This window comes from Franconibacter sp. IITDAS19, assembly GCF_023079515.1.
Taxonomy (GTDB): domain Bacteria; phylum Pseudomonadota; class Gammaproteobacteria; order Enterobacterales; family Enterobacteriaceae; genus Franconibacter; species Franconibacter pulveris.
Genome location: NZ_JALJCP010000003.1, coordinates 189,724 through 214,601 on the forward strand (window position 1 = coordinate 189,724; position 24,878 = coordinate 214,601).

The following is a 24,878-nucleotide window of genomic DNA, read 5'->3' on the forward strand; positions in this document are numbered from 1 at the left end:
TACCCCTTCTTTTTTTGCCGCTTCCGGACGTATAATCGCCGCCCTTTGCTAATTTTTGACCACTTCCCGGAAGCACTATGAGTTCCCTTAGCCTCATCCAACCCGACCGCGATCTTTTTTCCTGGCCTCAATACTGGGCTGCCTGCTTTGGTCCGGCGCCGTTTTTACCCATGTCGCGTGAAGAGATGGATCAACTTGGCTGGGACAGCTGCGACATTATCCTGGTGACGGGCGACGCCTACGTCGACCATCCAAGCTTCGGCATGGCTATCTGCGGCCGCATGCTGGAGGCGCAGGGCTTTCGCGTGGGCATCATCGCCCAGCCGGACTGGTCCAGCAAAGAAGAGTTCATGCGTCTTGGCAAGCCGAACCTCTTTTTCGGCGTCACCGCCGGCAATATGGATTCGATGATCAACCGCTACACCGCTGACCGTAAGCTGCGCCACGATGACGCCTACACCCCGGATAACGAAGCGGGCAAGCGTCCCGACCGCGCCACGCTGGTCTATACCCAGCGCTGTAAAGAAGCCTGGCGCGACGTGCCGGTTATCCTGGGCGGCATCGAGGCGAGCCTGCGCCGCACCGCGCATTATGATTACTGGTCCGATACAGTGCGCCGCTCGGTGCTGGTGGATTCCAAAGCGGATATGCTGATTTTCGGCAACGGCGAGCGCCCGCTGGTGGAAGTAGCGCATCGCCTGGCGGCGGGGGAGCCGGTGAGCGAAATCCGCGACGTGCGTAACACCGCCATCATCCTGAAAGAGGCGCTGCCGGGCTGGGCAGGCGTCGATTCCACCCGCCTCGACACGCCAGGGCGCATCGATCCTATCCCGCATCCTTATGGCGAAGATTTACCCTGTGCGGATAAAGGCAAACCGGCGGTACAAAAGCAGGAGGCGAAAGCGGTAGTCGTACAGCCGCCGCGCCCGAAGCCGTGGGAGAAAACCTACGTGCTGCTGCCGTCGTTCGAAAAGGTTAAAGCGGACAAGGTGCTTTACGCTCACGCTTCGCGCATTCTGCACCATGAGACAAACCCTGGCTGCGCCCGCGCGCTGATGCAAAAGCACGGCGACCGCTACATCTGGATAAACCCGCCCGCTATTCCGCTCTCCACCGAAGAGATGGACAGCGTCTTTGCGCTGCCTTACCAGCGTGTGCCGCATCCGGCCTACGGTAAAAAGCGTATCCCGGCGTATGAGATGATCCGCTTTTCTGTGAACATCATGCGCGGCTGCTTCGGCGGCTGTTCGTTCTGCTCTATCACCGAGCATGAAGGACGCATTATCCAGAGCCGCTCTGAAGAGTCGATAATCAACGAGATTGAAGCCATTCGCGACTCGGTGCCGGGCTTTACCGGCGTTATCTCCGATCTTGGCGGCCCGACGGCCAATATGTATATGCTGCGCTGCAAATCGCCGCGCGCCGAGCAGACCTGCCGCCGCCTGTCGTGCGTTTATCCCGATATCTGCCCGCATATGGATACTGACCATACGCCGACGATCAACCTCTATCGGCGCGCCCGCGATCTGAAAGGCATCAAGAAGATCCTGATCGCCTCCGGGGTGCGTTACGATCTGGCGGTGGAAGATCCGCGTTACGTGAAGGAGCTGGCGACCCACCACGTCGGCGGCTACCTGAAGATTGCGCCGGAACACACTGAAGAAGGCCCGCTTTCTAAAATGATGAAGCCGGGAATGGGCAGCTACGATCGCTTCAAAGAGCTGTTCGACACCTATTCAAAGCAGGCGGGGAAAGAGCAGTACCTGATCCCGTATTTTATCTCCGCGCACCCCGGCACGCGGGATGAAGACATGGTGAACCTGGCGCTGTGGCTCAAGCAGCGCCGTTTCCGTCTCGATCAGGTGCAGAACTTCTATCCTTCGCCGCTCGCCAACTCCACCACCATGTATTACACCGGCAAGAACCCGCTCGGGAAAATTGGCTACAAGAGCGAAGAGGTGGTGGTGCCGCGGGGCGACCGCCAGCGCCGTCTGCATAAAGCGCTGCTGCGTTATCACGATCCGGCCAACTGGCCGCTTATCCGCGAAGCGCTGGAGGCGATGGGCAAGAAGCACTTAATCGGTTCACGCCGCGACTGCCTGGTGCCCGCGCCTACGCTTGATGAAATGCGCGAAGCGAAGCGCCAGAACCGCAACACCCGGCCTGCGCTGACGAAGCACACGCCGATGGCTCTCCAGCGCCAGAAGCCGGCGGTGAAGAAAGCGCGCCGCGATAAAACGCAGTAATAAAAAAACCCCGCTCCGGCGGGGTTTTTTGTGGGGTTAATACAGCCCGAGCAGCTTCCACCATGCAAGGCCGAGCGTCAGGAAAATCGCCTGGTTAACGAGGCTGATGATAAATCCGGTGCGCCACCAGACGCCGGTCGGCACATAGCCCGCGCCAAACAGGATCGGGCCGCGGGCGTGGGTGTACTGGGTAAGCGAGCAGTAAAGGCTGCTGGTGAAGGCGAGCATCAGCGCCATTGGCGCTGGCGGAATGTTAAGGTTCAGCCCCACTCCGAGGAACACCGCATACAGCGCGGCGATTTGCGCGTTGCCGCTGGCGAAAAAGTAGTGCGTATAGAAATAGGCGGCGTTCAGCAACAGCAGCACCAGCACCCAACTGGTGCCGTGCATCATGTGACCGATGCTGTCGCCAATCAGGTTGCCAAACCAGCTGGTGAAGCCGAGCTTTTTCAGCTGGTTCGCCATCATCAGCAGCGCGGCGAACCAGATAAGCGTATCCCACGCGCCTTTCTCGCTTTTCACATCCTCCCAGCTCAGCACCCCTGAGAGCAGCAACACCGACAGCCCGACAAACGACGCCGTGGTCGGGTCCACGCCGAGCTGTTCGCCAAAGATCCAGAGCACCAGCAGCACGACGACGGTGGCGAGCATCAGCCATTCGCCGCGGGCCATCGGCCCCATCTGCGCCAGCTCATCCCGGGCGATGCGGGGCGCGTCCGGCGTATGTTTGATTTCCGGGCGGGTGAGCCAGTAAACCAGCAGCGGCGCCAGAATCAGCGACGCCAGGCAGGGCAGGAGCGCGGCAAAAAACCAGCCGCCCCAGCTTATCGTCACGCCCGCATTGGCGGCGAGCTTCACCGCCAGCAGGTTGCCGGTGTAGCCGGTCATAAACAGCGCGGCGGTGACGTCGTTCACATTGCCGATGCAGGTGATAAGAAAGGTGCCGATTTTTTTACGCGACTCATCCTCCGGGCGGGAGTCGAAGCTGCGCGCCAGCGAGTCGGCGATAGGGTAAATCACGCCGCCGCAGCGCGCCGTGTTGCTTGGCATGGCAGGCGAGAGGATGAGATCGGCGAAGGCGAGGCCATAGGCCAGACCCAGCGTGCGCTTGCCGAGCAGGCGAATCATTTGCAGAGCGATGCGCCGCCCGAGGCCGGTTTTGATAAAGCCGCGGGCAATCATAAACGCCACTACGATAAGCCAGATAAGCGAGCTGTTCAGGTCGCTTAGCGCCGTGGCGATGGCGTCGCTGGCTTTGCTGTCGCCTGCGGCATAGGTCAGCGCGAACACGGTTATGCCGATAATGCCGACGGCGCCTATCGGCAGCACTTTAACGACAATGGCGGCGATGGTGCCGACAAAAATAATGGCTGAGCGCCAGGCCGGCGCGGTAAGCCCTTGCGGCGGCGTGAGTTGCCAGAGCGCCGCCACGCAGAGCGTAATCATGATTAACGGCAGCCAGCGTACGCCAGCCGGTGATGAGTGAGCCACAATCGTACCCCTATTCATGCAAGTTATTGGAAAGTGCTTAAAAATTCATTTCTTGAATAAGTCATTGTTTAATCAAGATTTTTCTATTTTGCGCCGCATCGCTTTCCAAATGCACATTTATTTTATGGTTTAAGAAAGTGGCTATTGAGCGGGAGGAAGGGTTAACCGGTTGTTATCGCTCTGCTTGCAGGTTTAAGCCTTTTTTACGATGGTTAAAATTTCGCCAGATTATAGAAATAGAAATATGTTGAACGGTTCCGGGCGAAACAAATGTACCTTTCATGGTGGTTAATCGCGCCGCTGCTGCTGGCGGTGGTGGTGCTCTTTAAAATGGTCTCCCGGCTCTCGCGGGAGGTAGATAAGCTGGAAGGGGAGCTGGAAGAGAGCAAAGGAAAAGTTGAACTCTTCCGGCAGTACGCCCATCGCTTCAAGCTGGTTAACCTGAAAATGGCGGCGGGGCTTGCGCAAATCAGAACGCTTTCCCACAACATGGCGGGCGGCGACGAGGCGGAAAAGGCGCGGCTGCTGGCGGAAATTGATGAGGCGTTGAAAAGGGCGACCGAAGAGGAGCCCTTTATAGACAGGCAGACACTGAACGCGCCTGCGCAAGAGGCGCCGACGGAACGAAAGCTTCAGCCTCAACAGGCGAGCAATTAACAGAAAAATAAAAAGCGCCGCCCGCGCATAACGGGCAGCGCTTTTTGCTGCGCTTAACCGCCGAACTGATCCGGATCCGGCCCCAGCCGTGTGCCTTTATCCAGCTTCGCAATCTCGCCCAGTTCATCTTTATCGAGGCGGAAATCCCAGACGTTGAAGTTTTCCACGATGCGCGCTGGCGTGACCGATTTCGGGATAACCACCAGCCCGCTGTCGAGATGCCAACGGATAACGATCTGCGCCGGGGTTTTGCCATATTTATCCGCCAGTTCACGGATAATTTTCTGATCAAACACCCCCTGGCCGCCCTGCGCCAGCGGGCTCCAGGACTCGGTCTGGATCTTATGGGTAGCGTTCCAGGCATGGAGCTGGCGCTGTTGCAGCAGCGGGTGCAGCTCAATCTGGTTGATAACCGGCGTTACGCCAGTCTCGTCAATGATGCGCTGCAGGTGATTTACCTGAAAATTACAGACGCCGATGCTTTTCGCCAGCCCCTGTTTTTGCAGCTCAATCATCCCCTGCCAGGCTTCCACATAGTGATCGATGGCGGGAACGGGCCAGTGCATCAGATAGAGATCCACATAGTCGAGCTGGAGTTTTTCCAGGCTCTCCTGCAGGGCCTCGTGAGGACGCTGCTGATCGTCATTCCACAGCTTGGTGGTAACGAAGATCTCTTCGCGCGGCACGCCTGCGCTTTTTAACGCTTTACCGACGCCTTCTTCGTTTTTATAGGCCGCTGCGGTATCAATGGAGCGATACCCCACTTCCAGCGCCTTGTGGATTGCGTTCACCACTTCTTCGTTGCCCGCTTTCCACACACCGAGGCCGAGCTGAGGCATGATAGTGCCGTCATGCAGCTTGATTACGGTCGGATTTGCCATGCATGTCTCCTTCTGAGCTAGCACGCCGGGGAAGCCCCGGCGAAAGTCACGTGAGATTAAGTCTGGACGAAATAGTCAAAAACGAAAGGCCGATGGCGAAAAGCTTAACGCGCCGCTTCGTAAATACGACGGCTAACCTCAAGCGTAATATCCTTGTGCTCGCCAAGCTGCGTCATGCCGTGCTCTTCAAGCTTGGCAAGCAGCGCCGGAATGGTGCTGCCGTCAAGGTCCCAGGCGGACAGGCGGGTCGGCGTGCCCATTTGTTCGAAGAAGTGACGCGTCGCGTCGATGGCGGCGTCGATGCGCGCCTCTTCGCCGCCTTCGCGGATGTTCCAGACGCGTTCGGCGTACTGCAACAGCTTCTCGCGCTTCTGCTCGCGTTTTTCGTTCAGCAGCGCAGGCAGCACGATTGCGAGCGTCTGGGCGTGGTCGAGGCCATGCATGGCGGTCAGCTCATGGCCGAGCATATGGGTCGCCCAATCCTGCGGCACGCCTGCGCCAATCAGGCCGTTCAGCGCCATGGTCGCCGCCCACATCACGTTGGCACGCACGTCATAATTTTCCGGCTCTTTAAGCGCTTTCGGGCCTTCTTCAATCAGGGTCAGCAGTAGCCCTTCGGCGAAGCGATCCTGCACCTTCGCATTAACCGGGTAGGTCAGGTACTGCTCGATGGTGTGAACAAACGCGTCCACCACGCCGTTCGCCACCTGGCGCGGCGGCAGGGTATAGGTGTAAACCGGGTCGAGAATCGCGAAGACCGGCTGCACGAAAGGCGATTTAAACGCCTGCTTGTCGCCTGTGGCGCGACGAGAGATAACCGCCCCCTGGTTAGATTCGGAGCCGGTGGCGGGCAGCGTCAGCACGGAGCCCATCGGCACAGCGGCGTTGATATCGCGGCCATAAGTTTGCAGGATATGCCACGGGTCGAGTTCCGCCGGATAGCGGGCCGCCGCCGCGATAAACTTGGTGCCGTCCAGCACGGAGCCACCGCCGACCGCCAGCAGAAACGTCACGTTTTCTTTACGCACTATGTCCACCGCTTTCATCAGCGTTTCATAGGTCGGGTTCGGCTCGATGCCGCCGAATTCCAGCACGTCAACGCCCGCCAGCGCCTGGTAAACCTGGTCCAGCACGCCGGTCTTTTTCACACTGCCGCCGCCCCAGGTAATCAGCACGCGGCTGTCTGCCGGGATCTGCGCGGGCAGGTCGGCGATGGCGTTTTTACCAAACAAAATACGGGTGGGCGTATGGAGATTAAAATTATTCATTAGCAGATACCCTCTTAACAGGTAAAGAAGTGGCGGCAAGGCGCAGCCTGATGACGGTTATTGTCCGCCCCGGCGGGCCGCGCGCTCAATGCTCATTTCTGCCTTTGTCTTGCCTGTTCCTCCTGGGCTCTGGAGAAAACGGCGATTTTTACGCACACTGTCAGCGCTGAAAAAGAGAAGCGGAGCAGCGCGAAATGAATCGTCAGGCAATCTGCCAGCAGCTGGCGGAGAAAATTAAACTATTGAAATTTAAAGATGCTATTCCGGATGGTCTGGCTTCAGAGGTGCGTTTACTCTATGGCACTGAGCCGCATCCGCGCACGCCGGTGATGTATCAGCCGGGCGTCATATTTCTCTTTTCCGGCCACAAAACGGGTTATCTCAATAACCGCGTTTTCCGCTACGACGCTAACGAGTACCTGCTGCTGACGGTGCCGCTGCCTTTTGAATGCGAAACCTTCGCCACGCCGCAGGCGCCGCTTGCCGGGCTGCGCATTAACGTTGATCTTTTACAGCTGCAGGAGCTGGTGATGGAGATTGGCGAGGATGAGCGTTTTCGTCCGGCTTCGTCGTCCAGCGGCATTAATTCCGCCACCCTTTCTGACGAAATCCTCTGTGCGGCTGAACGGCTGCTGGATGTGCTTGAACATCCGCTCGACGCCCGCATTCTCGGCAAACAGATTATTCGCGAAATCCTCTACCACGTGCTGATGGGGCCGCGCGGCGGCGCGCTGCTGGCGCTGATAAGCCGCCAGACGCACTTTAGCCTGATAAGCCGCGTGCTCCGGCGCATTGAATCGCAGTACACCGAAACGCTTTCGGTCGATCAGCTGGCGGCGGAGGCGAACATGAGCGTGTCGGCGTTTCATCATAACTTCAAAGCGGTAACCAGCACGTCGCCGTTGCAGTACATCAAAACCTTCCGGCTTCATAAGGCGCGAATGCTGATGCTGCACGACGGCATGAAGGCGAGCGCGGCGGCGCTGCGGGTCGGATATGAAAGCGCCTCCCAGTTCAGCCGGGAGTTTAAGCGCTACTTCGGCGTAACGCCGGGGGAGGATATTGCACGGATGCGGCTGTCGCCGGGGCTGGAGCTGCCGCCCCGTTAAGCAGCGCCCCGCGCGGTGAGGCGGGGCGGGAACATCAGGCGGCGCGTTTCTTCAGCACCACTATCACGGCGCTGAGCAGGCCGACGACCAGCAGCACGATGGGCAGCACCATCAGGAACGTCATCACTTCGTCTTCATGGCGCTTCACGAAAGGGATCATGCTCAGCGCATAGCCGAGGCTCGTTACCACACCGACCCACAGCAGAGCGCTCAGCCAGTTGAAAAGCTGAAAACGGCGGTTAGAAAGGCCGGAGATGCCCGCCATGGTGGGCAGCAGCGTGCGCACAAACGCGAGAAAGCGGCCAATCAACAGCGCCAGCAGGCCATGGCGGTCGAACATGCAGGTGGCCCGCTGATGATATTTTTGCGGCAACTGCGCAAGCCACCCTTTCACCAGCCGCGTATTGCCCAGCCAGCGCCCCTGCACATAGCTTAGCCAGCAGCCGAGGCTGGCGGCGGAGGTGAGGATAATCATGGTGGGGACAAAATCCATCACGCCTTTGGCTATCATCGCGCCCGCCAGCAGCAGCAGGCTGTCACCCGGCAGGAAAGAGGCCGGCAGCAGGCCATTTTCCAGAAACAAGGTCGCAAACATCACGAACCAGACAACGCCGACAATATGCGGGTCCGCCAGCGCGGCAAAATCGTGTTGCCAGAGCGCAGCGATAATATTTTGTATAACAGCCATGAATAATCCTGTGGAACAGCCTGTGTCGTCTTATTGTACTCGCAAACGCCCGCAACATCTTGATGCAGGCGTATTAAACGCCGGAAATTCCGTCAGCCTGGGTGTCCACATTCATTGAGAAATGTTATGCAATACGCTGGAAACCGGCTTCCAGATCGGCGATGAGATCGTCGACGTTTTCCAGACCTATATGCACCCGCACCAGCGTGCCGGTGAAATCCACGCCGCCTGCGGGGCGGAGCGCGGCTATCTCTTCCGGCTGGTTGGCTAGAATAAGCGATTCATAGCCTCCCCAGGAATAGGCCATGCTGAAATAGTGGAAATTGTCGAGGTAGCTCGCAAATTCCGTCTCGTTCAGGCGCTTTTTAAGAATGAATGAGAAGAGGCCACTGCTGCCGGTAAAGTCCCGCTTCCAGAACTCATGCCCTTTGCTGCCCGGCAGCGCCGGATGATTCACGCGCGCCACCTGCGGATGCTGCGAGAGCCATTCGGCAATTTTCAGACTGCTTTCCTCATGCTGGCGCAGACGCACGCCAAGGGTACGCAGGCCGCGGCTGGTCATATAAGCGGTATCGGCATCCAGCATCTGGCCCATCAGATAGGCGTTTTCACGAAGCTGCGGCCAGCAGCGCTCGTTAGCCACCGCGGTGCCCACCATGCCGTCGGAGTGGCCAATCAGATACTTGGTGCCCGCCTGAATGGAGATATCAACGCCGAAGTCGAGCGCGCGGAAAAGAATGCCGGCAGCCCAGGTGTTGTCGATCATGATGATGGCTTGCGGCGCGACGCGGCGCACCGCCTCAACAATCGCAGGGACATCATGCACTTCCATGGTGATGGAGCCGGGCGATTCCAGAAACACCACGCGGGTGTTGGGCTGAATAAGCGTGGCGATATCCGCGCCAATCAGCGGGTCGAACCAGCTGGTGGCGACGCCAAGCTTGCCGAGGATTTTAGTGCAAAAATCCTGAGTGGGCTCGTAGGCGCTATTGGTCAGCAGCACGTGGTCGCCTTGCTCGACAAACGCGAGAAGCGTATTGGCGACAGCCGCCGCGCCGCAGGGAAACAGCGCGCACCCCGCGCCGCCTTCCAGTTCGCACATCGCTTCTTGCAGAGAGAAGTGGGTGAGGGTGCCGCGACGGCCATAGAAAAGTTCGCCCTTAGCGCGGTTCGCCGCAGCGTGCTTCTTGGCTTCCACGCTCTCAAAAACCAGCGACGAGGCGCGCTGGATAACGCTGTTTACCGATCCCTGCGTGTAACGCTTACCGCGCCCGGCGTTTATCAGCGTCGTCTCGATGTGCTTTTCTGTCATGTGGCTTACCCTGTTTATACGTCTGGATGTCTAAACATACGTTACCACGGTTCATCGCCGCTGTTTCGTCCGACAGTAAAAAAAGCGGAAAAATCACCATCGGGCCTGCTTTACTGCGTGAGCGCAAAGAAATTTTCCCTTCGCCAGGGCATTCTGTAAATACTAATGAGAACTACTATCAATTCGACGTCGTTTTGGTATTATTACGACAGTTTTGGTGTTTTTTCGTCCTGGAGATGAAGAGTGGGAAATAATTTGATGCAGACGGACCTTTCCGTCTGGGGGATGTATCATCACGCCGATATCGTGGTAAAGATTGTCATGATCGGCCTGATTCTGGCGTCAGTGGTTACCTGGGCTATTTTCTTCAGCAAAAGCGCAGAGCTGCTGAGCCAAAAGCGCCGCCTCAAGCGCGAGCAGCAGCAACTGGCTGCCGCCCGCTCCCTGAACGACGCCTCAGAAATGGCGGCCTCCTTCCACAAAAAAAGCCTCAGCCAGCAGCTGATTAACGAAGCGCAAAACGAGCTGGAGCTTTCCGCAGGCAGTGAAGATAACGAAGGCATTAAAGAGCGTACCGGTTTTCGCCTGGAGCGCCGCGTGGCGGCCGTTGGGCGTCACATGGGCCGCGGCAACGGTTATCTTGCAACCATCGGCGCGATTTCGCCGTTTATCGGCCTGTTCGGCACCGTGTGGGGCATTATGAACAGCTTTATCGGCATCGCCCAGTCGCAGACTACCAACCTCGCCGTTGTGGCGCCAGGCATCGCCGAAGCGCTGCTCGCCACGGCGATTGGTCTTGTCGCCGCTATTCCGGCGGTGGTCATTTACAACATCTTCGCCCGCATGATCGGCAGCTATAAAGCCACCCTCGGCGACGTCGCCGCGCAGGTGCTGCTGCTGCAAAGCCGCGACCTGGACTTAGGCGCCAGCTCACAGGCTCATCCGGTGCGTCCGGCTCAGAAACTGCGCGTAGGTTAATGCCCCATGGCGATGCGTCTTAACGAAAACCTCGACGATAACGGCGAAATGCACGAAATCAACGTCACGCCGTTTATCGACGTGATGCTGGTGCTGCTGATTATCTTCATGGTAGCCGCGCCGCTTGCCACGGTGGATGTGAAGGTGAACCTGCCCGCCTCCACCAGTCAGCCGCAGCCGCGCCCTGAAAAACCGGTTTATCTGTCAGTAAAAGCGGATAAGACCATGTATCTCGGCAACGATCAGGTGACGAAAGACACCATGATTACTGCGCTGAACGCGGCCACCGCCGGCAAGAAAGATACCACCGTCTTTTTCCGCGCGGATAAAACCGTGGATTACGAAACGATGATGAACGTGATGGATACGCTGCATCAGGCGGGATATCTGAAGATTGGCCTGGTAGGCCAGGAAGTCACGAAGAAGTAATCGTGTGCAAAATGAAAAGGCGCGGCGAATGTCGCGCTTTTTTTATGGGCGCTTTTGGCGGTGGGGGTTGAGCGCGGACAGCGTTATCTGGTGGGTGGCGCTGCGCCTGCCGCCATGTTCGTCATATCCCTTAGCCGCAATGATAACCGCCCGTCACGCCGTGCACTTCAGCGGTCACGTAGCTTGATTCCTGGCTTGCCAGATAAACATAAACCGGCGCCACTTCCGCAGGCTGGCCGGCGCGCTTCATCGGCGTCGGCTGGCCGAAGCTGGGTATCACCTCCTGAGTCTGCCCGCCAGTCACCTGCAATACCGTCCAGATGGGGCCGGGCGCGACAATGTTCACGCGAATGCCTTTCTCCGCCACCTGCTTCGCCAACCCGCGGCTGTAATTCATGATAGCCGCCTTGGTCGAGGCGTAATCCAGCAGGTTGGGGTTCGGCTGGTAGGCTTCAATAGAAGAGGTGGTGATAATGCTGGCGCCCGGTTTCAGGTGCGGGATCGCCTCCTGGGTTATCCAGAACAGGGCGAAAACGTTAGTGGCGTAGGTGCGCTGGAACTGCTCGCTGGTCAGATCCGCAATACGGGTGACGGCGGTCTGCTTGCCTGCCACCAGCGCCATAATATCAAGCCCGCCCAGTTCCTGAACCGCGCGCTGCACCAGCTCGCGGGCAAACGCTTCCTCACAGATATCGCCGGGGATCAGTATCGCCCTGCGGCCTGCTTGCTCAATCAGCGCTTTGACCTGGTCGGCATCTTCCTGCTCTTCAGGCAGATAGTTTATCGCCACGTCCGCCCCTTCCCGGGCGAAGGCGATGGCGGCGGCGCGCCCGATGCCGGAATCGCCCCCGGTCACCAGCGCTTTACGGCCCGTTAATCTTTCCCGCCCCACATAGGTTTTCTCGCCGCAGTCCGGCACGGGACTCATTTTGGATTGCAGGCCCGGCGCGGGCTGCTCCTGGTTCGGATAGTCGCCGTTGAAGTATTGCGTGGTGGGATCCTGAATCTGCGTCTGGTCATTAGGCATACGGTGTCTCCACTTCTCAGAGTTTAAAAACGTCCTCTTAAGGGTAGTGTGTTATTCTGAGGTGGGTAGCATTGGTGGGTTATTATTATTTAGGTGTCGCTTAAGCCAGACGTTTGTTCTGAGAAGGGTTTTGCGGCGCGTTAATGAAAAAGGGGGCCTACCGCCCCCTTTATGTTGAACCGTTACCCGGCTGCAGGGCAGCGCGGGTTTTCAGTTGTTAGCTCAGGTGCTCGCCACCGGTTACGCCGTGCACTTCGGCGGTCACGTAGCTTGATTCCTGGCTTGCCAGATAAACATAAATCGGCGCCAGTTCCGCAGGCTGACCGGCGCGTTTCATCGGCGTCTGCTGGCCGAACTGCGGGATTTTCTCCTGCGGCTGACCGCCGCAAATTTGCAGCGGCGTCCAGATGGGGCCCGGCGCCACGATATTCACGCGAATGCCTTTTTCCGCCACCTGCTTCGCAAGGCCGCGGCTGTAGTTCAGGATAGCCGCCTTAGTGGAGGCGTAATCAAGCAGGTGCGGGCTTGGCTGGTAAGCCTGAATGGAGGAGGTGGTGATAATGCTGGCGCCCGGTTTCAGGTGCGGGATAGCCTCCTGGGTAATCCAGAACAGCGCGAAAACGTTGGTCGCGTAAGTTTTCTGGAACTGCTCGCTGGTTAGCTCGGAAATCTGCTCGACAGCGGTTTGCTTACCGGCGACCAGCGCCAGAATGTCCAGCCCGCCCAGTTCCTGAATGGCGCGACGCACCAGATCGCGGGCAAACTGTTCATCGGTTAAATCGCCCGGGATCAAGACCGCCTTACGACCGGCTTCCTCAATCAGCTTTTTCACCGCTTCAGCATCTTCCTGCTCGGCAGGCAGATAGTTGATGACCACATCCGCGCCTTCACGCGCGTAAGCGATGGCGGCGGCGCGTCCGATACCTGAATCACCGCCAGTAACCAGGGCCTTGCGACCTTTAAGGCGTCCGCTTCCGACGTAACTCTGCTCACCGCAATCCGGCACCGGATCCATTTTTGCCTGCACGCCCGGCGCGGGCTGCGTTTGTTTAGGATATTCGCCGGTGAAGAACTGGGTGGTAGGGTCCTGAATTTTCGTCTGATCGTTTGCCATTAGATCGCTCCTCTGTTTAAAAGACACCTCTTAAGGGTAGTGTCTTCTGCTGCGCTGTCGAAAATTCTCGGGATATTCCGGTTATTCGTCAGGCTGACGCATGTCTTCAGAAAAGAGAAGCCGCCGCTTAAGAGCGAAGAGAAAGGGGACTTTCAGCAGAGGTTACGGCTTTGACGGGGGAACTGGCGCAACCCGCGGCGGCGCGACAACCGGTTTTGAATAGGTGGCGCTCCAGGGCGCCTGAGGGGCAGGCTCTACGTTCGCAGGCGGCATCGCTTCAGGCGCGGCGGGTTCAGCGTGTGAAGGAACAACGGGCTGCGCGACCACCGTTTGCGGCGTAATCGCGGCGGCTGGCGGCGTTGCGCTGGCGGGCGCGGTGGGTTTAACCGTGGAGGTTTTACAGGTGCCTTCGGCGAGCGTTCGGCTTAACATCAGCGTCGAGGCTTCCTGCGCCTTAATCTGCTGATAATTCTCCTCTAACTGCACCATAATTTGCGATTTCAACTCGGGATAGCGGTTAATAATCTCCAGCAGCACTGCGCCGTATACCTCTTCTTTAACCCGCAGCGGATAAATTTCACGGCGATTTTGCCACTTAAGGTGCACCAGCGCGGAGGGAATCGTCACCATGGCTCGCGTATACTCGGCGATAGCCTGGTCGCGGGCATATATTAACGCCTGCTGGTTCTGACTTAAGATAAATTTCTGTTCAACCTGTTTATCTAAAGCGAAATAAATATCGTTATTGGTTATTTCGGCCACGCCCGTTAATCCTCGAACTGATAAAATAGCGGCGTCGCTTTTTCCCTGGTGATGAGATTAAGCCAAATTTTATTACCCGCTTCATTGATGTGCGCCGTTTTCGCCGCAATCAGTTCCGCCAGTTCTTCCGCGTTTATGGTTTTATCTTCGACCAGGCCGTTCAATACTTTAGCGAAAGTTTCGATTTTAACCACACAGAACAGGCGTTCTTTTATATGGCGATCATGTTCTTCAAGCAGCATGTTGCCGCTTTGCCCGGCTCGTGATTTACTGGTTAAAATATCACTTTCGTAATCGGCGAGCGTTGGCTTTCCTTTAGTTAAATTTTCACTGCTTTCATCAGTCGCCGGCTGCGTCTCAGGAGTGGGAATATGATAGCGCGCCGGCACAATATTGTCGGGCAACATAATAATATTTCCTTTAATTTCAGAAAGGTAAATTAGAAGGCAGGGCGGTTTGCGTTGACAATAACATGCCGCAAAATTAAAATCAAAGAAAACGGAGCCTGCGCATGAGCACTATTTTTTATTGTGTCATCACCTTGCTGTTACTTTTATGCGTCGTTCTTTTATTAATGAAAGAGAGTGAGCGCAATACTACCGAAAACAGTGAAGCCGCGAACCCATCCTCGCCGCAAAACCGACAAAAGGGTGAGGAACATTTCTCCGTATTGCTTAACGCCATTACGCCGGGCTGGTATTGGCGTGTCAATCATGAATATAGCGACTTTATTAACGCCACCATTAAAAAAATGAGTTTTGAAGAACTTAACGCAACGCCAGGTTTATTTGAGGCGCAGCGTCGGTGCAGCAATCTTAATTCCGCGGTGTATAAATATTACGATAATTTAAAAAAACGCTGTCTGAATGGCGAGCTGGTGATGTTTTCCGATATCGAAGTATTGAATTTACGTCATTGTTTCCATGAGTTTAGCATTGAGGCCTATCCGGCGCTGGTCGCCATCGTCTGGCCGCAGTATCAACGTCCACAGGTCTCCCTGTCCGACGTGTAGCGGCGGGCGTGGTTGCCAGCCGTCAACCTTTCTGCGTTATACTTAGCGTCTTTGGGTTAACTTCCAGGACGCTATGGAACGCTTTTTAGAAAACGCAATGTACGCCTCTCGCTGGCTTCTCGCCCCGGTCTATTTCGGTTTATCCCTGGCCTTGCTGGCGCTGACCGTCAAGTTCTTCCAGGAAATTTTCCACGTTCTGCCCAATGTGCTCACCATGGCGGAGGCCGATCTCATTCTGATGCTGCTGTCGCTGGTGGACATGACGCTGGTTGGCGGGCTGCTGGTGATGGTGATGTTCTCCGGCTATGAGAACTTCGTTTCACAGCTGGATATCGCCGACCATAAAGAGAAGCTGAACTGGCTTGGCAAAATGGACGCCACCTCGCTGAAGAACAAAGTGGCGGCGTCGATTGTCGCTATCTCTTCCATTCACCTGCTGCGGGTGTTTATGGATGCCAAAAACGTGCCGGACAATAAGCTGATGTGGTATGTCATTATCCACCTCACCTTCGTGCTCTCCGCCTTCGTGATGGGCTATCTCGACAAGCTCACGCGCCACGACCACTAAGCAAAACCCACGGCCCGCACCGTGGGTTTTTTTATGCGCAGCCTGCGTTTATTTATCCGACGACGCCTGCCAGAGGTTCAGCTCGCCATCGGCGACATGTTCGTCGATTTTCGCAAGCTCCTCAGTGCTGAACGACAGGTTCGCCAGCGCCTGCACATTCTCTTCAATTTGCTCGGGGCGGCTTGCGCCAATCAGCACCGAGGTGACGCGCGCATCTTTTAAGAGCCAGCTGAGCGCCATCTGCGCCATGCTCTGACCGCGGCGCTGCGCCATCTCGTTCAGCAGCCGCAGGCTGTTGAGGTTCTGCTCCGTCAGCATGTTTTCCGTCAGGCCGCGCGCTTTTTTGCCTTCATACTGCATGCGCGACCCTTGCGGAATGCCGTTGAGGTATTTACCGGTCAGCAGCCCCTGCGCCAGCGGGGTGAAGGCGATGCAGCCCGCGCCGTTGCGCTCAAGCGTCTCCAGCAGCCCGCTTTTATCCACCCAACGGTTCAGCAAGTTATAGGAAGGTTGGTGGATCAGCAGCGGCACTTTCCATTCGCGCAGCAACTCCGCCATCTTTTGCGTACGTTCCGGCGAATAAGAGGAGATGCCGACATAGAGCGCCTTGCCGCTCTGCACCGCCTGCGCCAGGGCGGCGGCGGTCTCTTCCATCGGCGTGCTTTCATCAACGCGGTGCGAGTAGAAAATATCGACATAGCCCAGCCCCAGGCGTTGCAGGCTCTGGTCGAGGCTTGCCAGCAGGTATTTACGCGACCCGCCGGCGCCGTAGGGGCCCGGCCACATGTCGTAACCCGCTTTGGTGGAGATAATCAGCTCATCGCGATAGGGCGCGAAGTCGGTTTTCAGCAGGCGGCCGAAATTCTCTTCTGCGCTGCCGGGCGGTGGGCCGTAGTTGTTGGCGAGGTCGAAATGGGTAATGCCCAGGTCAAACGCTTTATGCAGCAGCGCGCGCTGGGAATCCAGCGTGCTGCCGTGGCCGAAGCTGTGCCACAGGCCAAGCGACAGCGCAGGCAGTTGCAGCCCGCTGCGGCCGCAAAAACGGTATTGCATCCGCTCGTAGCGGGCAGGGTCGGCAAGGTACGGCATGGTTTCTCCTTCTTCCAGAGTTATTATTTGAAACGTTGTTTCTATATTAGCGAGTCGCCGGGAGAGGACAAGCGCGCGGCATCATACATTTGGCTGATAATGCGCCGCGTCTTTAGGTAATTTCCTGCGCGTGTGCTTCGCTTATAGGGCCGAATCGTACTGAAAGAAGGGAGCGCCCATGACCCGCCTGACCGCTAAAGATTTTCACCAGCAACTGCTCGATTACTACGACTACTACGCCCACGGCAAAATCACCAAGCGTGAATTTTTGCAGCTGGCGGCGAAATATGCCGTCGGCGGCATGACGGCGCTGGCGTTGTTCGACCTGCTCAAACCCAACTACGCGCTGGCCCAGCAGGTGGAGTTCACCGACCCGGATATTTATCCGCAGTATATTCACTACCCATCGCCCAACGGCCACGGACAGGTGCGCGGCTATCTGGTGTTGCCGAAGAAGGCAAACGGCAAAGCGCCCGCCGTGGTGGTGGTGCACGAAAATCGCGGTCTGAATCCCTACATTGAAGATGTGGCGCGCCGTGTGGCGAAGGCGGGTTTTATCGCGCTGGCGCCGGACGGTCTTTCTTCCGTGGGCGGCTATCCGGGCAACGATGATGAAGGGCGGGAATTGCAGCAAAAAGTCGATCCGCAAAAGCTGATGAACGACTTTTTCGCCGCCATTGAATTTATGATGCAGCACGAAGGGGCGTCCGGAAAGGTAGGCATTACCGGCTTCTGCTATGGCGGCGGCGTGGCGAATGCGGCGGCGGTGGCGTATCCTGAACTGGCCGCCGCAGTGCCTTTTTACGGACGACAGCCGCCCGCGCAGGATGTCGCGAAAATTAACGCGCCGCTGCTGCTCCATTATGCTGAACTCGATACCCGCATCAACGAAGGCTGGCCTGCTTACGAGGCGGCGTTGAAAAAAGCCGGGAAAACCTACGAAGCTTATATCTACCCTGGCGTTAATCACGGTTTTCATAATGATTCCACGCCGCGTTATGACAAGGCGGCGGCGGAACTCGCCTGGAACCGCACCATCGCGTGGTTCCATAAATACCTTGCCTGAAATATCTCACCTCGCGCCTGTCATATAACCGAAACAGGCGCGAAATAATTACGTGACGTTATTATGACAATCCTGCGTTTCTGCCTGGAATAAGCCGAGTCTCAACGGCAGGCAAATCGCATTGTCTATACTGAAAGGCGCGTTTGGCCTGAGTTTTATATTTTTCATTAAGGGAGAACAGAATGGAGATACTTCAGCAAACCAATTTTATACGGTTACTGACCTCGCCGTCATTCTGGACCAATGTGTTGCTGGTTGTCGTTATTACAGCGGTGACCTACTGGGTGGCGAATAAGATCCTGGCGGTGCTGCATAAAAGAATCGCCAACTGGACGAAAGACCATGAGAGCGCCGCGCTTTACCACGTTTTTCTCGACGTTATCAGTAAAACCCGCAAAGCGTTAATTCTCATCGCCGCCTTCTTATTCAGCCTTCAGTTTGTCACGCTGTCTGACCGGCTGCACAGCCTGATATCCCACGCCTGGTTTCTGGTGCTGGCGCTGCAAATCGCCATGTGGCTCGATCAGGCCGTTCAGTCGTGGATGCGCCATTCGCTGCTGCGGCCCGGCCTGCACCGCAACCCGGTTACGCTGATTATTCTTGGGTTGATGATCCGCGCGCTTATCTGGTCCATTATGCTGCTTTCTATTCTGGCCAATGCCGGAGTGGATATTACCGCGCTGGTGGCAAGCCTCGGGGTTGGCGGTATCGCCATTGCGCTGGCGGTGCAGACGGTATTAAGCGACGTATTCGCCTCGCTCTCTATCGGTTTTGATAAACCGTTTGAAATTGGCGACTTTATTGTCTTTAACGATGTTTCCGGCACCATTGAACATATCGGTTTAAAAACCACGCGTATTCGCAGCTTAAGCGGCGAACAAATAGTTTGCGCTAATGCCATTCTGCTCCAGCAGACAATTCACAACTATAAGCGCATGCAAACTCGCCGAATTGTTTTCACCTTCGGCATTGCCTATTCCACGCCGCCGGAAAAAATCCGTAAAATTGGCCCGATGGTAAAAAATGTTATTGAAAGTATTAAAGAGACGAAATTCGACCGCGCCCACTTTTCGGTATTCGATCAGGATCGCCTGACCTTCGAAGTGGTGCATATTCTTAATACGGCCGATTACAATAAATATATGGATATTCAGCAGGAAATTAACCTGCGTATTATGGAAGAGCTGGAAGCGTTGGGTGTGAAGCTCGCTATTCCGAGCCGAATTATTATTCCAGCCGAACAGCCGGAAGATGAGCCGCAGGAGCAGGAACGCCTGCGCGCTTAAAACATGAAGGGCGGCAATCCGCCGCCCTGTTTATTCCGCCAGCGCCACGCCGTTTTTCCCGGCGTGTTTTACGCGGTACATCGCCTCGTCGGCGTGGCGCAGCGCCTCGTTAAAATCCTCATCCCGCCGCACTTCATAAATGCCAATCGATGCGCCAATCTGCGCCGTGCCGTTATCCAGCTCAAAGGGCGTAAGCGCGGCGTCCAGGCAGCCGCGCGCGGCGGTGTCGGTCAACGGATGGCGCAGGCTGAAGGGCAGCAGCAGGATAAATTCGTCGCCGCCGAGCCGGCCGATTTCTACCCCCGGCGGGCAGGCTTCGCGCATGCGCTGAGCAAGCTGAATAAGCACCACGTCGCCGCTGCGGTGGCCGAGCGTGTCGTTCACATGTTTAAAGTTATCCAGATCGATAAACGCCACGCTGAGCGGCCCCTGCGGCTGTAAAGCGTCAAAGCGGCTTTGCAGCGCGTGACGGTTGGCGAGGCCGGTTAGCGGATCGTGGTTCGCAAGCTTCGCCAGCTGCGCTTCATACTGTTTTTCTTTGGTCATGTCGATATGCGTGCCGGTCACTTTCAACGGGCTGCCTTCGGCATCCCACTCGGTGACGCGCCCGCGATCGAGCACCCAGGTAACGGTGCCGTTTTTATGCTGCATGCGGTGCAGCGCTTCATAAAAAGGGGCTTTACCCTCAAGGTGGTTATAAAACGCCGCCAGCACCATCGCCCGGTCTTCCGGGTGCAGGTGCTCGCGCCAGACGTCAAAGTGGGCGCTCAGCTCTTTAGGCTGATAGCCGAGCATCGAGCCCCAGCGGCGGTTGTAGATAATCAGCTTGCCGCTGGGAATATCCAGTTGCCACAGGCACAGGCCGGTGCCGTCCAGCGCCGCGCTAAGCTTGTGGCGGGCGTCATGGGCGATTCGCTTTAACCGGGCGTTGTGTTTTTTCAGGTTCTGGATCTGCTGTTTAAGCGCGAGTTCGGACATCGATAAGCATTGTGAATAAATAATGCCCATTTTTGGCAGGAGTGATTGAGCTTGTAAATATGGCGTGAAAAATAAGATACCCCCGCCCGCAGGCGAGGGTCAGGCGCGGACGTGACGCTCTCTGGCGACCGTCAGCGCCAGTAGGATAAGCAGCGCGCCGCCTACCTGCGACAGCGTCATCACTTCGCCATACCACAGCGCCGAGAAAACAGCCGCCCACACCGGCTCCATCAGCATGATGAGCCCGCCGTTGGGCGTATAGGCCAGCCGCTGCGCATAGTTTTGTAAAAAGAAGCGCAGGCAGGTGGGAATGAGAATGCTGAGCGCAAGCCATGTCCAGGCGGGGGCATTGAGCGCGGTGGGCCACGGCTCGAGCCACAGGCTCACCGGCAACGCCAGCAGGCCCACCGCCATCATCTGCATGGCGGCGAACAGCACCACCGGCTGGTCGGCAGCGAAGCGGTTATTCAGGCTGAAGTAAAAGGCGAAAATCGCCGCCGCGCCAAAAAACCAGAGCTGGCCCGCCTCGAACTGCCACTGGAGAAAGCCGTTACCCACCAGCAGCGCAATGCCGGGCAGGGCGAGCAGCAGGGCGAACCCGATGCGCTTCGACAGCGCCTGGCGGAACAACAGCCACCCTGCGAACGGCACCAGCAGCGGCCCGAGGCAGGTGAGAAACGCGCCAACGCCCAGCGCGGTCGTGAGATGCAGCGCCACAATCCAGCACATCATCGAGCCGCAAATCAGGCTGCCGATGGCGAAGGCGGGCCACAGGCTGCGCCGCCATTCGCGCCGGTCGGCGGCGGGCGCCGCCAGGCCCAGCAGCAGGCCGCCCGCCAGAAAGCGCACGGCGATAAAAAAGACCGGCGGCAGCGCGCCGAGCGCCTCTTTGGAGAAGATCCAGCCCGCCCCGGCGCAGAGCGTCACCAGCAGCAGCAGGCTTTCGCTTTTGCGCGCAGGCAGCATGGCCGCGCCGCTTCGCGCCATCATGCGAGCGCGTCGCGCAGGAACGCAATGCTCTGGCGCATCGGCTCAAGCGGCTCCTGCCAGTAGCGCCCGCCGGCTATCTCAAGCGACAGCAAACCGTTATAGCCGCCTTCGCGAAGGGCGCTGAGGTAGCTTTTCAGCGGCAGGTTGCCGTCGCCGAGCGCCAGATGGCCCGCAGGGGTGCCGTCGATAAAATGGCAGTGGCGCAGCTTCGGCCCGAAGGCGTTGAGGTAATCCGTCACGCTGTCGCCGCCCACCGCCATGCCGACGATATCCAGCGCCGCGTCAAGCGCAGGCGAACTGACTTCGTTAACCAGAGACGCCAGTTCATGCACAGTGCTGGCGAGGTTACTCTCGCGCGGCTGCAATACCTCCAGCACCAGCGTCACGCCGCGGCTTTCCGCAAGGTGCGCCAGCTGCGCCAGGGCGTCCACCGCGCGGCTGCGCGCCGCGGCGGGCTCATCCTCTTCATAACCCCAGCCTGGGGTCATAAACAGCAGCGGCGACCCAAGGCTTTCGCATATCTCCAGGCTACGGCGGAAATAGTTAATGCTGTACTCCCGCTGCTGCGGGTTTTCGGCGGCGATATTGACCGGGTAGACGCACTGCTCCGGCGTGAAACAGGCGAGCTTCAGTTCGCGCGCCGCCAGTTCCCGCCTGAGTGTTTGCAGGTCCGCTTCCTGCACGGTGTCGATATGCAGGTGCGGCGCAACGCCCCACAGTTCAAACCACTGCACGCCGAGCGCGGCGACATCGTCCAGGCAGTGGTTCAGCCGGTAGTGCGAATAGGTAAAGTTGGTGGCGCAGATATGGCTGGCGTTAAGCATGATTATTCCTCGCTGATGGGGTTGAGCACGCGTTGTAAAAACTCGCGGGTGCGCGGGTGGGAAGGATTGGTCAGCACCTGGCGCGCCGGGCCTTCTTCGGTCACCACGCCGCCATCGATAAACACCACGCGGTCGGCCACTTCGCGGGCGAAGGCGATTTCGTGGGTTACCACCACCATCGTCATCCCCTGATTCGCCAGCTCGCGCATCACTTTCAGCACGTCGCCTACCAGTTCCGGGTCGAGCGCCGAGGTGGGTTCGTCGAACAAAATGGCCCGAGGGCGCATCGCGAGCGCACGGGCTATCGCCACGCGCTGCTGCTGGCCGCCGGAGAGATCCTGCGGGTATGAATGCGCCTTGTGGTCCATCCCCACCTGTTTAAGCAGCTCCATGCCATATTCCCGGGCGGGGCCGGGGCGCTCGCCTTTGACGTAAATCGGTCCTTCGGTGACATTCTCCAGCACCGTGCGGTGCGGGAAGAGGTTAAAGCGCTGGAAGACCATCGCCACCTCGCCGCGCACCTGGCTTAGCGCGCGCTCGCTGCCGTCCACCCGCACGCCGTCGAAAATAATCTCGCCGCTCTGGTAGTTCTCAAGCCCGTTGATGCAGCGCAGCAGGGTCGACTTGCCGGAGCCGGAAGGGCCGATGATGCAAACCACCTCCTGGCGGTTGATGGTTAAGTTGATGCCGTTCAGCACGTGCACCGCGCCGTAACTTTTATGGACGTTGCGATATTCAATCATCAGTGGCTCCGACGCTTGTTCATGGCGTGTTCCACCCGGCGGCACAGCCACATCAGCGGCCAGCACATCACCAGATAGAGCAGGGCGACCAGCGTGAAAACGGTGGTGTTCTGGAAGGTCGCCGAGGCGAGCAGCTTCCCTTGCAGCGAAAGTTCCGCCACGGTGATGGTGGAGGCGAGCGAGCTGTCCTTGAGCATCATCACCATGGTGTTGCCGTAGGAGGGCCAGATAATCTTGATGGCCTGCGGCAAAATAACGCGGCGCATCATCAGGCGCTTCGACATGCCAAGCGTCTGCGCCGCCTCGATCTGCCCCTTGTCGATAGCCTGAATGCCGGCGCGGAAATCCTCCGCCTGGTAAACCGAATAGGCGATGCCGAGGCCGATAATGGCGGCGGTCAGCGCCGACATCTCGATACCGATATCGGGCAGCACAAAGTAGATATAGAAAAGCTGAACCAGCATCGGGATGCCGCGCAGCACGTTAACCACCGCGCCGCTCACCAGGCGCAGCGGACGGTGGGCCGAAAGGCGCATCAGCGCCCACGTCAGCCCGAGCAGGGTCGAGAGGATAAGCGAACAAAAGGTAACCAGTACCGTGTATTTCACCCCCTCCACCAGGATGGGGAGGGCGGTGGCGCTGAAGGTAAAAAAGTCGTTCATCGCGGTTCCTGTCACGGGGTATCAGGGGCTGCGCCCCCTTGTTTTAATTAAGCTTCCACTTTTCCAGCAGCGCCGTAATCTCACCGTTGCTCTGCATGGTGGCGATGGCTTCGTTAAGCTTCGCCAGCTGCTGCGCTTCGTCCTTGCGCACGCCAAGCCCGAGCGAGCCAGGCAGCACCGGCTTGTAACTTTTCACCAGCCGCACGTTGGGATATTCGCCAAGCGAGAGGTAATAGGCCATGGAAGGGGTATCGCCAAAGCCCGCTTTGATGCGCCCGGCGTTCACGTCTTTCATGATGCCGGTGAGGGTGTCGTAAGCTTTCACATCCTTGAAGATGTTGGCCTGCTTGAGCGGCTCGATAAAAATCGTGCCCATCTGCGCGCCCACTACCGCGCCCGGCAACTCTTTAAAGGAGGTGTAGTCTTTGGTGTCCTCTTTACGCACGATCATCCCTTCGCCGTAGCTATACACTGGCGTGGTGAAATCGATCACTTTTTTGCGCGGCTCGGTGATGTACATGCCGGTGGCGATAAGGTCTATCTTGCCGGTGCGCAGCGCCGGAATAAGCGCCGAGAAATCCATCGCCTTAAATTCCACCTCATAACCCGCGTGCTTTGCGGCCTGGCGGGCGATATCCAGCATAAAGCCGTCCAGCTCATGGGTTTTCGGGTTCAGAAAGGAGATGGGAATGCCGTTGGCTTCGGTGCCGACCACCAGCTTTTCGGCGGCCCCGGCGGGTAAGGCAAGCGAGAGTGCGGCCAACAGCGCTACTGAACAGGCTAAGGTTTTCATCTTCATGTCTTGCTCCACGTAAAAAAGGTTGGATTGCAGCCCGCCTGCGGCGGCGCGTTATGGCATTGCGACTACGGTTGTTGTTTTGCCTCCGGCGGCAACGGCGTTAGCGGCACGCCGCTGCCGAATGCGCCGAGGCGTTCGCAAACCCGCGCCGAGGCGAGAGCCGCATCGTGCGCGGCGTCGGCAAGCGTCGCCCCCTGGCCAAGCTTCACCAGCAGCGTGGCGATAAACGCATCCCCCGCGCCGAGGCTGTCGACAATCTGCGTCGGCAGCGCGGGCTGGCGGTGGCGTTCGCCCCGGTGGCTGATAATCGCGCCGTCCGCGCCCTGCGTGACCAGCACGGTGGCGACGCCCGCCGCGTGCGCGTTGGCAATCAGCGTTTCAATCGCCTGCGGCGTGCTGCCGCTGCGCGAAAAGGTGGCGACCTGCACCCAGCGAAGCAGCGGCTCGGCCCAGGCGTCGTCGCGCGAGCCGAAGTCGAACGAGAGCGGCGCGCAGGCGGCAAGCTGGGGAAGCTGCGCTTCCAGCCCGCTGTAATCGCTGGTGTGCAGCAGGTCGAAGCCCGCAAGCCACGCCAGGTCCGCCTCGCTCAGCCGCAGCTGGTAAGGCGGCGGCACGGAGCCGACGAAAAAGCGGTTGCCTTCGGCGTCGATATCGATTTGCGAAAGCGCGTTAAAGCTTTCGTTGATCCGCACGCGGCTGATGTCCACCCCTTCAGCGCAAAGCGCGTGGCGAATCACGCCCGCCGGAATATCGTTGCCGGTGATGCCGAGGTAGGCGGCCTGCGCCCCGGCCTGGCGGCCAAAAACCGCGAAGTTGAGCGCATTGCCGCCCGCGAACATCAGGTCGCAGTGCAGGTAGCGGTCAATCACGTTGTCACCCACTCCACAAATTCGCATAGC

Annotated in this window: 25 protein-coding genes and 1 pseudogene; 9 read left to right on the forward strand and 17 right to left on the reverse strand. The window is 58.0% G+C overall.

Annotation, left to right across the window (positions count from 1 at the left end; all coding sequences use genetic code 11):
• Positions 1-77 precede the first annotated feature (77 nt).
• Positions 78-2,246, forward strand: coding sequence for a YgiQ family radical SAM protein (locus tag MT962_RS10600; protein ID WP_247365555.1), 2,169 nt, complete (start codon positions 78-80; stop codon positions 2,244-2,246).
• A 36-nt stretch (positions 2,247-2,282) separates the two neighbouring features.
• On the opposite strand, the gene MT962_RS10605 is transcribed toward MT962_RS10600, so the two are convergent.
• Positions 2,283-3,737, reverse strand: coding sequence for a DASS family sodium-coupled anion symporter (locus tag MT962_RS10605; RefSeq protein WP_348773177.1), 1,455 nt, complete (start codon positions 3,735-3,737; stop codon positions 2,283-2,285).
• A gap of 270 nt (positions 3,738-4,007) precedes the next feature.
• Here MT962_RS10605 and MT962_RS10610 point away from each other — a divergent pair, with 270 nt between their 5' ends.
• Positions 4,008-4,394: a hypothetical protein gene (locus tag MT962_RS10610; protein ID WP_024556519.1), complete on the forward strand. Its 387-nt coding sequence runs from the start codon at positions 4,008-4,010 to the stop codon at positions 4,392-4,394.
• Positions 4,395-4,447: 53 nt separating this feature from the next.
• Here MT962_RS10610 and dkgA read toward each other — a convergent pair whose 3' ends face one another.
• A complete protein-coding gene (gene dkgA / locus MT962_RS10615) occupies positions 4,448-5,275 on the reverse strand; it encodes a 2,5-didehydrogluconate reductase DkgA (RefSeq protein ID WP_024560432.1) in 828 nt (275 codons plus the stop codon).
• A gap of 104 nt (positions 5,276-5,379) precedes the next feature.
• Positions 5,380-6,543, reverse strand: a complete 1,164-nt coding sequence (gene yqhD / locus MT962_RS10620; protein ID WP_024560431.1) for an alcohol dehydrogenase — start codon at positions 6,541-6,543, stop codon at positions 5,380-5,382.
• Positions 6,544-6,737: 194 nt separating this feature from the next.
• On the opposite strand from yqhD, the gene MT962_RS10625 reads away from it, so the two are divergent.
• Positions 6,738-7,652 (forward strand): AraC family transcriptional regulator, encoded by a 915-nt coding sequence (locus MT962_RS10625; RefSeq protein ID WP_188723796.1) that lies wholly within the window; start codon positions 6,738-6,740, stop codon positions 7,650-7,652.
• 34 nt (positions 7,653-7,686) lie between these two features.
• Here MT962_RS10625 and yghB read toward each other — a convergent pair whose 3' ends face one another.
• Positions 7,687-8,340, reverse strand: a complete 654-nt coding sequence (gene yghB, locus MT962_RS10630; RefSeq protein WP_024556878.1) for a DedA family general envelope maintenance protein YghB — start codon at positions 8,338-8,340, stop codon at positions 7,687-7,689.
• A 124-nt stretch (positions 8,341-8,464) separates the two neighbouring features.
• Complete coding sequence (gene metC / locus MT962_RS10635) at positions 8,465-9,652, reverse strand: cystathionine beta-lyase (RefSeq protein WP_024556879.1); 1,188 nt, start codon at positions 9,650-9,652, stop codon at positions 8,465-8,467.
• A 243-nt stretch (positions 9,653-9,895) separates the two neighbouring features.
• On the opposite strand from metC, the gene exbB reads away from it, so the two are divergent.
• Both exbB and exbD read left to right on the forward strand, forming a co-directional pair.
• The gene (exbB, locus tag MT962_RS10640) at positions 9,896-10,630 is read left to right on the forward strand and encodes a tol-pal system-associated acyl-CoA thioesterase (protein WP_024556880.1); all 735 of its coding nucleotides are present in this window, start codon (positions 9,896-9,898) and stop codon (positions 10,628-10,630) included.
• A gap of 6 nt (positions 10,631-10,636) precedes the next feature.
• Positions 10,637-11,059 (forward strand): TonB system transport protein ExbD, encoded by a 423-nt coding sequence (gene exbD / locus MT962_RS10645; protein ID WP_024556881.1) that lies wholly within the window; start codon positions 10,637-10,639, stop codon positions 11,057-11,059.
• A gap of 130 nt (positions 11,060-11,189) precedes the next feature.
• Here the strand turns inward: exbD and MT962_RS10650 are convergent, their stop codons facing one another.
• The 4 genes and pseudogenes from MT962_RS10650 to MT962_RS10665 all read right to left on the reverse strand — a co-directional run bounded on the left by MT962_RS10650 (position 11,190) and on the right by MT962_RS10665 (position 14,369).
• Complete coding sequence (locus tag MT962_RS10650) at positions 11,190-12,086, reverse strand: SDR family oxidoreductase (RefSeq protein ID WP_048887981.1); 897 nt, start codon at positions 12,084-12,086, stop codon at positions 11,190-11,192.
• 217 nt (positions 12,087-12,303) lie between these two features.
• Complete coding sequence (locus MT962_RS10655; RefSeq protein WP_024556883.1) at positions 12,304-13,200, reverse strand: SDR family oxidoreductase; 897 nt, start codon at positions 13,198-13,200, stop codon at positions 12,304-12,306.
• Positions 13,201-13,578: 378 nt separating this feature from the next.
• Positions 13,579-13,962: pseudogene (locus MT962_RS10660) on the reverse strand (cytoplasmic protein); the annotation flags it as partial.
• Between the two features lie 5 nt (positions 13,963-13,967).
• On the reverse strand, positions 13,968-14,369 hold the full coding sequence (locus tag MT962_RS10665; RefSeq protein WP_024556885.1) for a hypothetical protein: 402 nt from the start codon (positions 14,367-14,369) through the stop codon (positions 13,968-13,970).
• Between the two features lie 104 nt (positions 14,370-14,473).
• Here MT962_RS10665 and MT962_RS10670 point away from each other — a divergent pair, with 104 nt between their 5' ends.
• Together MT962_RS10670 and MT962_RS10675 are read left to right on the forward strand one after the other, a co-directional pair.
• Complete coding sequence (locus MT962_RS10670; RefSeq protein ID WP_024556886.1) at positions 14,474-14,974, forward strand: hypothetical protein; 501 nt, start codon at positions 14,474-14,476, stop codon at positions 14,972-14,974.
• 73 nt (positions 14,975-15,047) lie between these two features.
• On the forward strand, positions 15,048-15,542 hold the full coding sequence (locus MT962_RS10675) for a TIGR00645 family protein (protein ID WP_024560003.1): 495 nt from the start codon (positions 15,048-15,050) through the stop codon (positions 15,540-15,542).
• A 48-nt stretch (positions 15,543-15,590) separates the two neighbouring features.
• Here MT962_RS10675 and MT962_RS10680 read toward each other — a convergent pair whose 3' ends face one another.
• Positions 15,591-16,631 carry an aldo/keto reductase gene (locus tag MT962_RS10680; RefSeq protein ID WP_247365557.1) on the reverse strand — a complete coding sequence of 347 codons (1,041 nt, stop codon included), beginning with the start codon at positions 16,629-16,631 and terminating at the stop codon, positions 15,591-15,593.
• Between the two features lie 178 nt (positions 16,632-16,809).
• Between MT962_RS10680 and yghX the strand changes: the two genes are divergently transcribed.
• Both yghX and MT962_RS10690 read left to right on the forward strand, forming a co-directional pair.
• Positions 16,810-17,697, forward strand: coding sequence for a YghX family hydrolase (yghX, locus tag MT962_RS10685; RefSeq protein ID WP_247365559.1), 888 nt, complete (start codon positions 16,810-16,812; stop codon positions 17,695-17,697).
• Between the two features lie 182 nt (positions 17,698-17,879).
• A complete protein-coding gene (locus tag MT962_RS10690) occupies positions 17,880-18,983 on the forward strand; it encodes a mechanosensitive ion channel family protein (RefSeq protein WP_024556890.1) in 1,104 nt (367 codons plus the stop codon).
• A 30-nt stretch (positions 18,984-19,013) separates the two neighbouring features.
• On the opposite strand, the gene MT962_RS10695 is transcribed toward MT962_RS10690, so the two are convergent.
• The 7 genes from MT962_RS10695 to MT962_RS10725 form a co-directional block, all read right to left on the reverse strand.
• On the reverse strand, positions 19,014-19,961 hold the full coding sequence (locus MT962_RS10695) for a sensor domain-containing diguanylate cyclase (protein WP_188723799.1): 948 nt from the start codon (positions 19,959-19,961) through the stop codon (positions 19,014-19,016).
• Positions 19,962-20,060: 99 nt separating this feature from the next.
• Positions 20,061-20,951, reverse strand: a complete 891-nt coding sequence (locus tag MT962_RS10700) for an EamA family transporter (RefSeq protein ID WP_035896645.1) — start codon at positions 20,949-20,951, stop codon at positions 20,061-20,063.
• Positions 20,948-21,775 (reverse strand): TIM barrel protein, encoded by an 828-nt coding sequence (locus MT962_RS10705; protein ID WP_029696845.1) that lies wholly within the window; start codon positions 21,773-21,775, stop codon positions 20,948-20,950. The genes MT962_RS10700 and MT962_RS10705 overlap by 4 nt, the downstream gene beginning before the upstream one ends.
• Before the next feature lie 2 nt (positions 21,776-21,777).
• Positions 21,778-22,518, reverse strand: a complete 741-nt coding sequence (locus MT962_RS10710) for an amino acid ABC transporter ATP-binding protein (protein ID WP_024556894.1) — start codon at positions 22,516-22,518, stop codon at positions 21,778-21,780.
• Positions 22,518-23,180 carry an amino acid ABC transporter permease gene (locus tag MT962_RS10715; RefSeq protein WP_003031955.1) on the reverse strand — a complete coding sequence of 221 codons (663 nt, stop codon included), beginning with the start codon at positions 23,178-23,180 and terminating at the stop codon, positions 22,518-22,520. The genes MT962_RS10710 and MT962_RS10715 overlap by 1 nt, the downstream gene beginning before the upstream one ends.
• Positions 23,181-23,223: 43 nt before the next feature.
• Entirely contained in the window at positions 23,224-23,979 is a 756-nt protein-coding gene (locus MT962_RS10720) for an ABC transporter substrate-binding protein (protein ID WP_024559997.1), read from the reverse strand.
• A gap of 65 nt (positions 23,980-24,044) precedes the next feature.
• Positions 24,045-24,875: a PfkB family carbohydrate kinase gene (locus MT962_RS10725; RefSeq protein ID WP_024559996.1), complete on the reverse strand. Its 831-nt coding sequence runs from the start codon at positions 24,873-24,875 to the stop codon at positions 24,045-24,047.
• Between the last annotated feature and the right edge of the window lie 3 nt (positions 24,876-24,878).

What these genes read in the sequence shown, in the direction of transcription:
- MT962_RS10600 (WP_247365555.1), top strand. Translation starts at nt 78, where the DNA reads ATGAGTTCCCTTAGCCTCATCCAACCCGACCGCGATCTTTTTTCCTGG.
- MT962_RS10610 (WP_024556519.1), top strand. Translation starts at nt 4,008, where the DNA reads ATGTACCTTTCATGGTGGTTAATCGCGCCGCTGCTGCTGGCGGTGGTG.
- dkgA (WP_024560432.1), bottom strand. Translation starts at nt 5,275, where the DNA reads ATGGCAAATCCGACCGTAATCAAGCTGCATGACGGCACTATCATGCCT.
- yqhD (WP_024560431.1), bottom strand. Translation starts at nt 6,543, where the DNA reads ATGAATAATTTTAATCTCCATACGCCCACCCGTATTTTGTTTGGTAAA.
- MT962_RS10625 (WP_188723796.1), top strand. Translation starts at nt 6,738, where the DNA reads ATGAATCGTCAGGCAATCTGCCAGCAGCTGGCGGAGAAAATTAAACTA.
- yghB (WP_024556878.1), bottom strand. Translation starts at nt 8,340, where the DNA reads ATGGCTGTTATACAAAATATTATCGCTGCGCTCTGGCAACACGATTTT.
- metC (WP_024556879.1), bottom strand. Translation starts at nt 9,652, where the DNA reads ATGACAGAAAAGCACATCGAGACGACGCTGATAAACGCCGGGCGCGGT.
- exbD (WP_024556881.1), top strand. Translation starts at nt 10,637, where the DNA reads ATGGCGATGCGTCTTAACGAAAACCTCGACGATAACGGCGAAATGCAC.
- MT962_RS10650 (WP_048887981.1), bottom strand. Translation starts at nt 12,086, where the DNA reads ATGCCTAATGACCAGACGCAGATTCAGGATCCCACCACGCAATACTTC.
- MT962_RS10655 (WP_024556883.1), bottom strand. Translation starts at nt 13,200, where the DNA reads ATGGCAAACGATCAGACGAAAATTCAGGACCCTACCACCCAGTTCTTC.
- MT962_RS10665 (WP_024556885.1), bottom strand. Translation starts at nt 14,369, where the DNA reads ATGTTGCCCGACAATATTGTGCCGGCGCGCTATCATATTCCCACTCCT.
- MT962_RS10670 (WP_024556886.1), top strand. Translation starts at nt 14,474, where the DNA reads ATGAGCACTATTTTTTATTGTGTCATCACCTTGCTGTTACTTTTATGC.
- MT962_RS10675 (WP_024560003.1), top strand. Translation starts at nt 15,048, where the DNA reads ATGGAACGCTTTTTAGAAAACGCAATGTACGCCTCTCGCTGGCTTCTC.
- MT962_RS10680 (WP_247365557.1), bottom strand. Translation starts at nt 16,631, where the DNA reads ATGCCGTACCTTGCCGACCCTGCCCGCTACGAGCGGATGCAATACCGT.
- yghX (WP_247365559.1), top strand. Translation starts at nt 16,810, where the DNA reads ATGACCCGCCTGACCGCTAAAGATTTTCACCAGCAACTGCTCGATTAC.
- MT962_RS10690 (WP_024556890.1), top strand. Translation starts at nt 17,880, where the DNA reads ATGGAGATACTTCAGCAAACCAATTTTATACGGTTACTGACCTCGCCG.
- MT962_RS10695 (WP_188723799.1), bottom strand. Translation starts at nt 19,961, where the DNA reads ATGTCCGAACTCGCGCTTAAACAGCAGATCCAGAACCTGAAAAAACAC.
- MT962_RS10700 (WP_035896645.1), bottom strand. Translation starts at nt 20,951, where the DNA reads ATGATGGCGCGAAGCGGCGCGGCCATGCTGCCTGCGCGCAAAAGCGAA.
- MT962_RS10705 (WP_029696845.1), bottom strand. Translation starts at nt 21,775, where the DNA reads ATGCTTAACGCCAGCCATATCTGCGCCACCAACTTTACCTATTCGCAC.
- MT962_RS10710 (WP_024556894.1), bottom strand. Translation starts at nt 22,518, where the DNA reads ATGATTGAATATCGCAACGTCCATAAAAGTTACGGCGCGGTGCACGTG.
- MT962_RS10715 (WP_003031955.1), bottom strand. Translation starts at nt 23,180, where the DNA reads ATGAACGACTTTTTTACCTTCAGCGCCACCGCCCTCCCCATCCTGGTG.
- MT962_RS10720 (WP_024559997.1), bottom strand. Translation starts at nt 23,979, where the DNA reads ATGAAGATGAAAACCTTAGCCTGTTCAGTAGCGCTGTTGGCCGCACTC.
- MT962_RS10725 (WP_024559996.1), bottom strand. Translation starts at nt 24,875, where the DNA reads ATGCGAATTTGTGGAGTGGGTGACAACGTGATTGACCGCTACCTGCAC.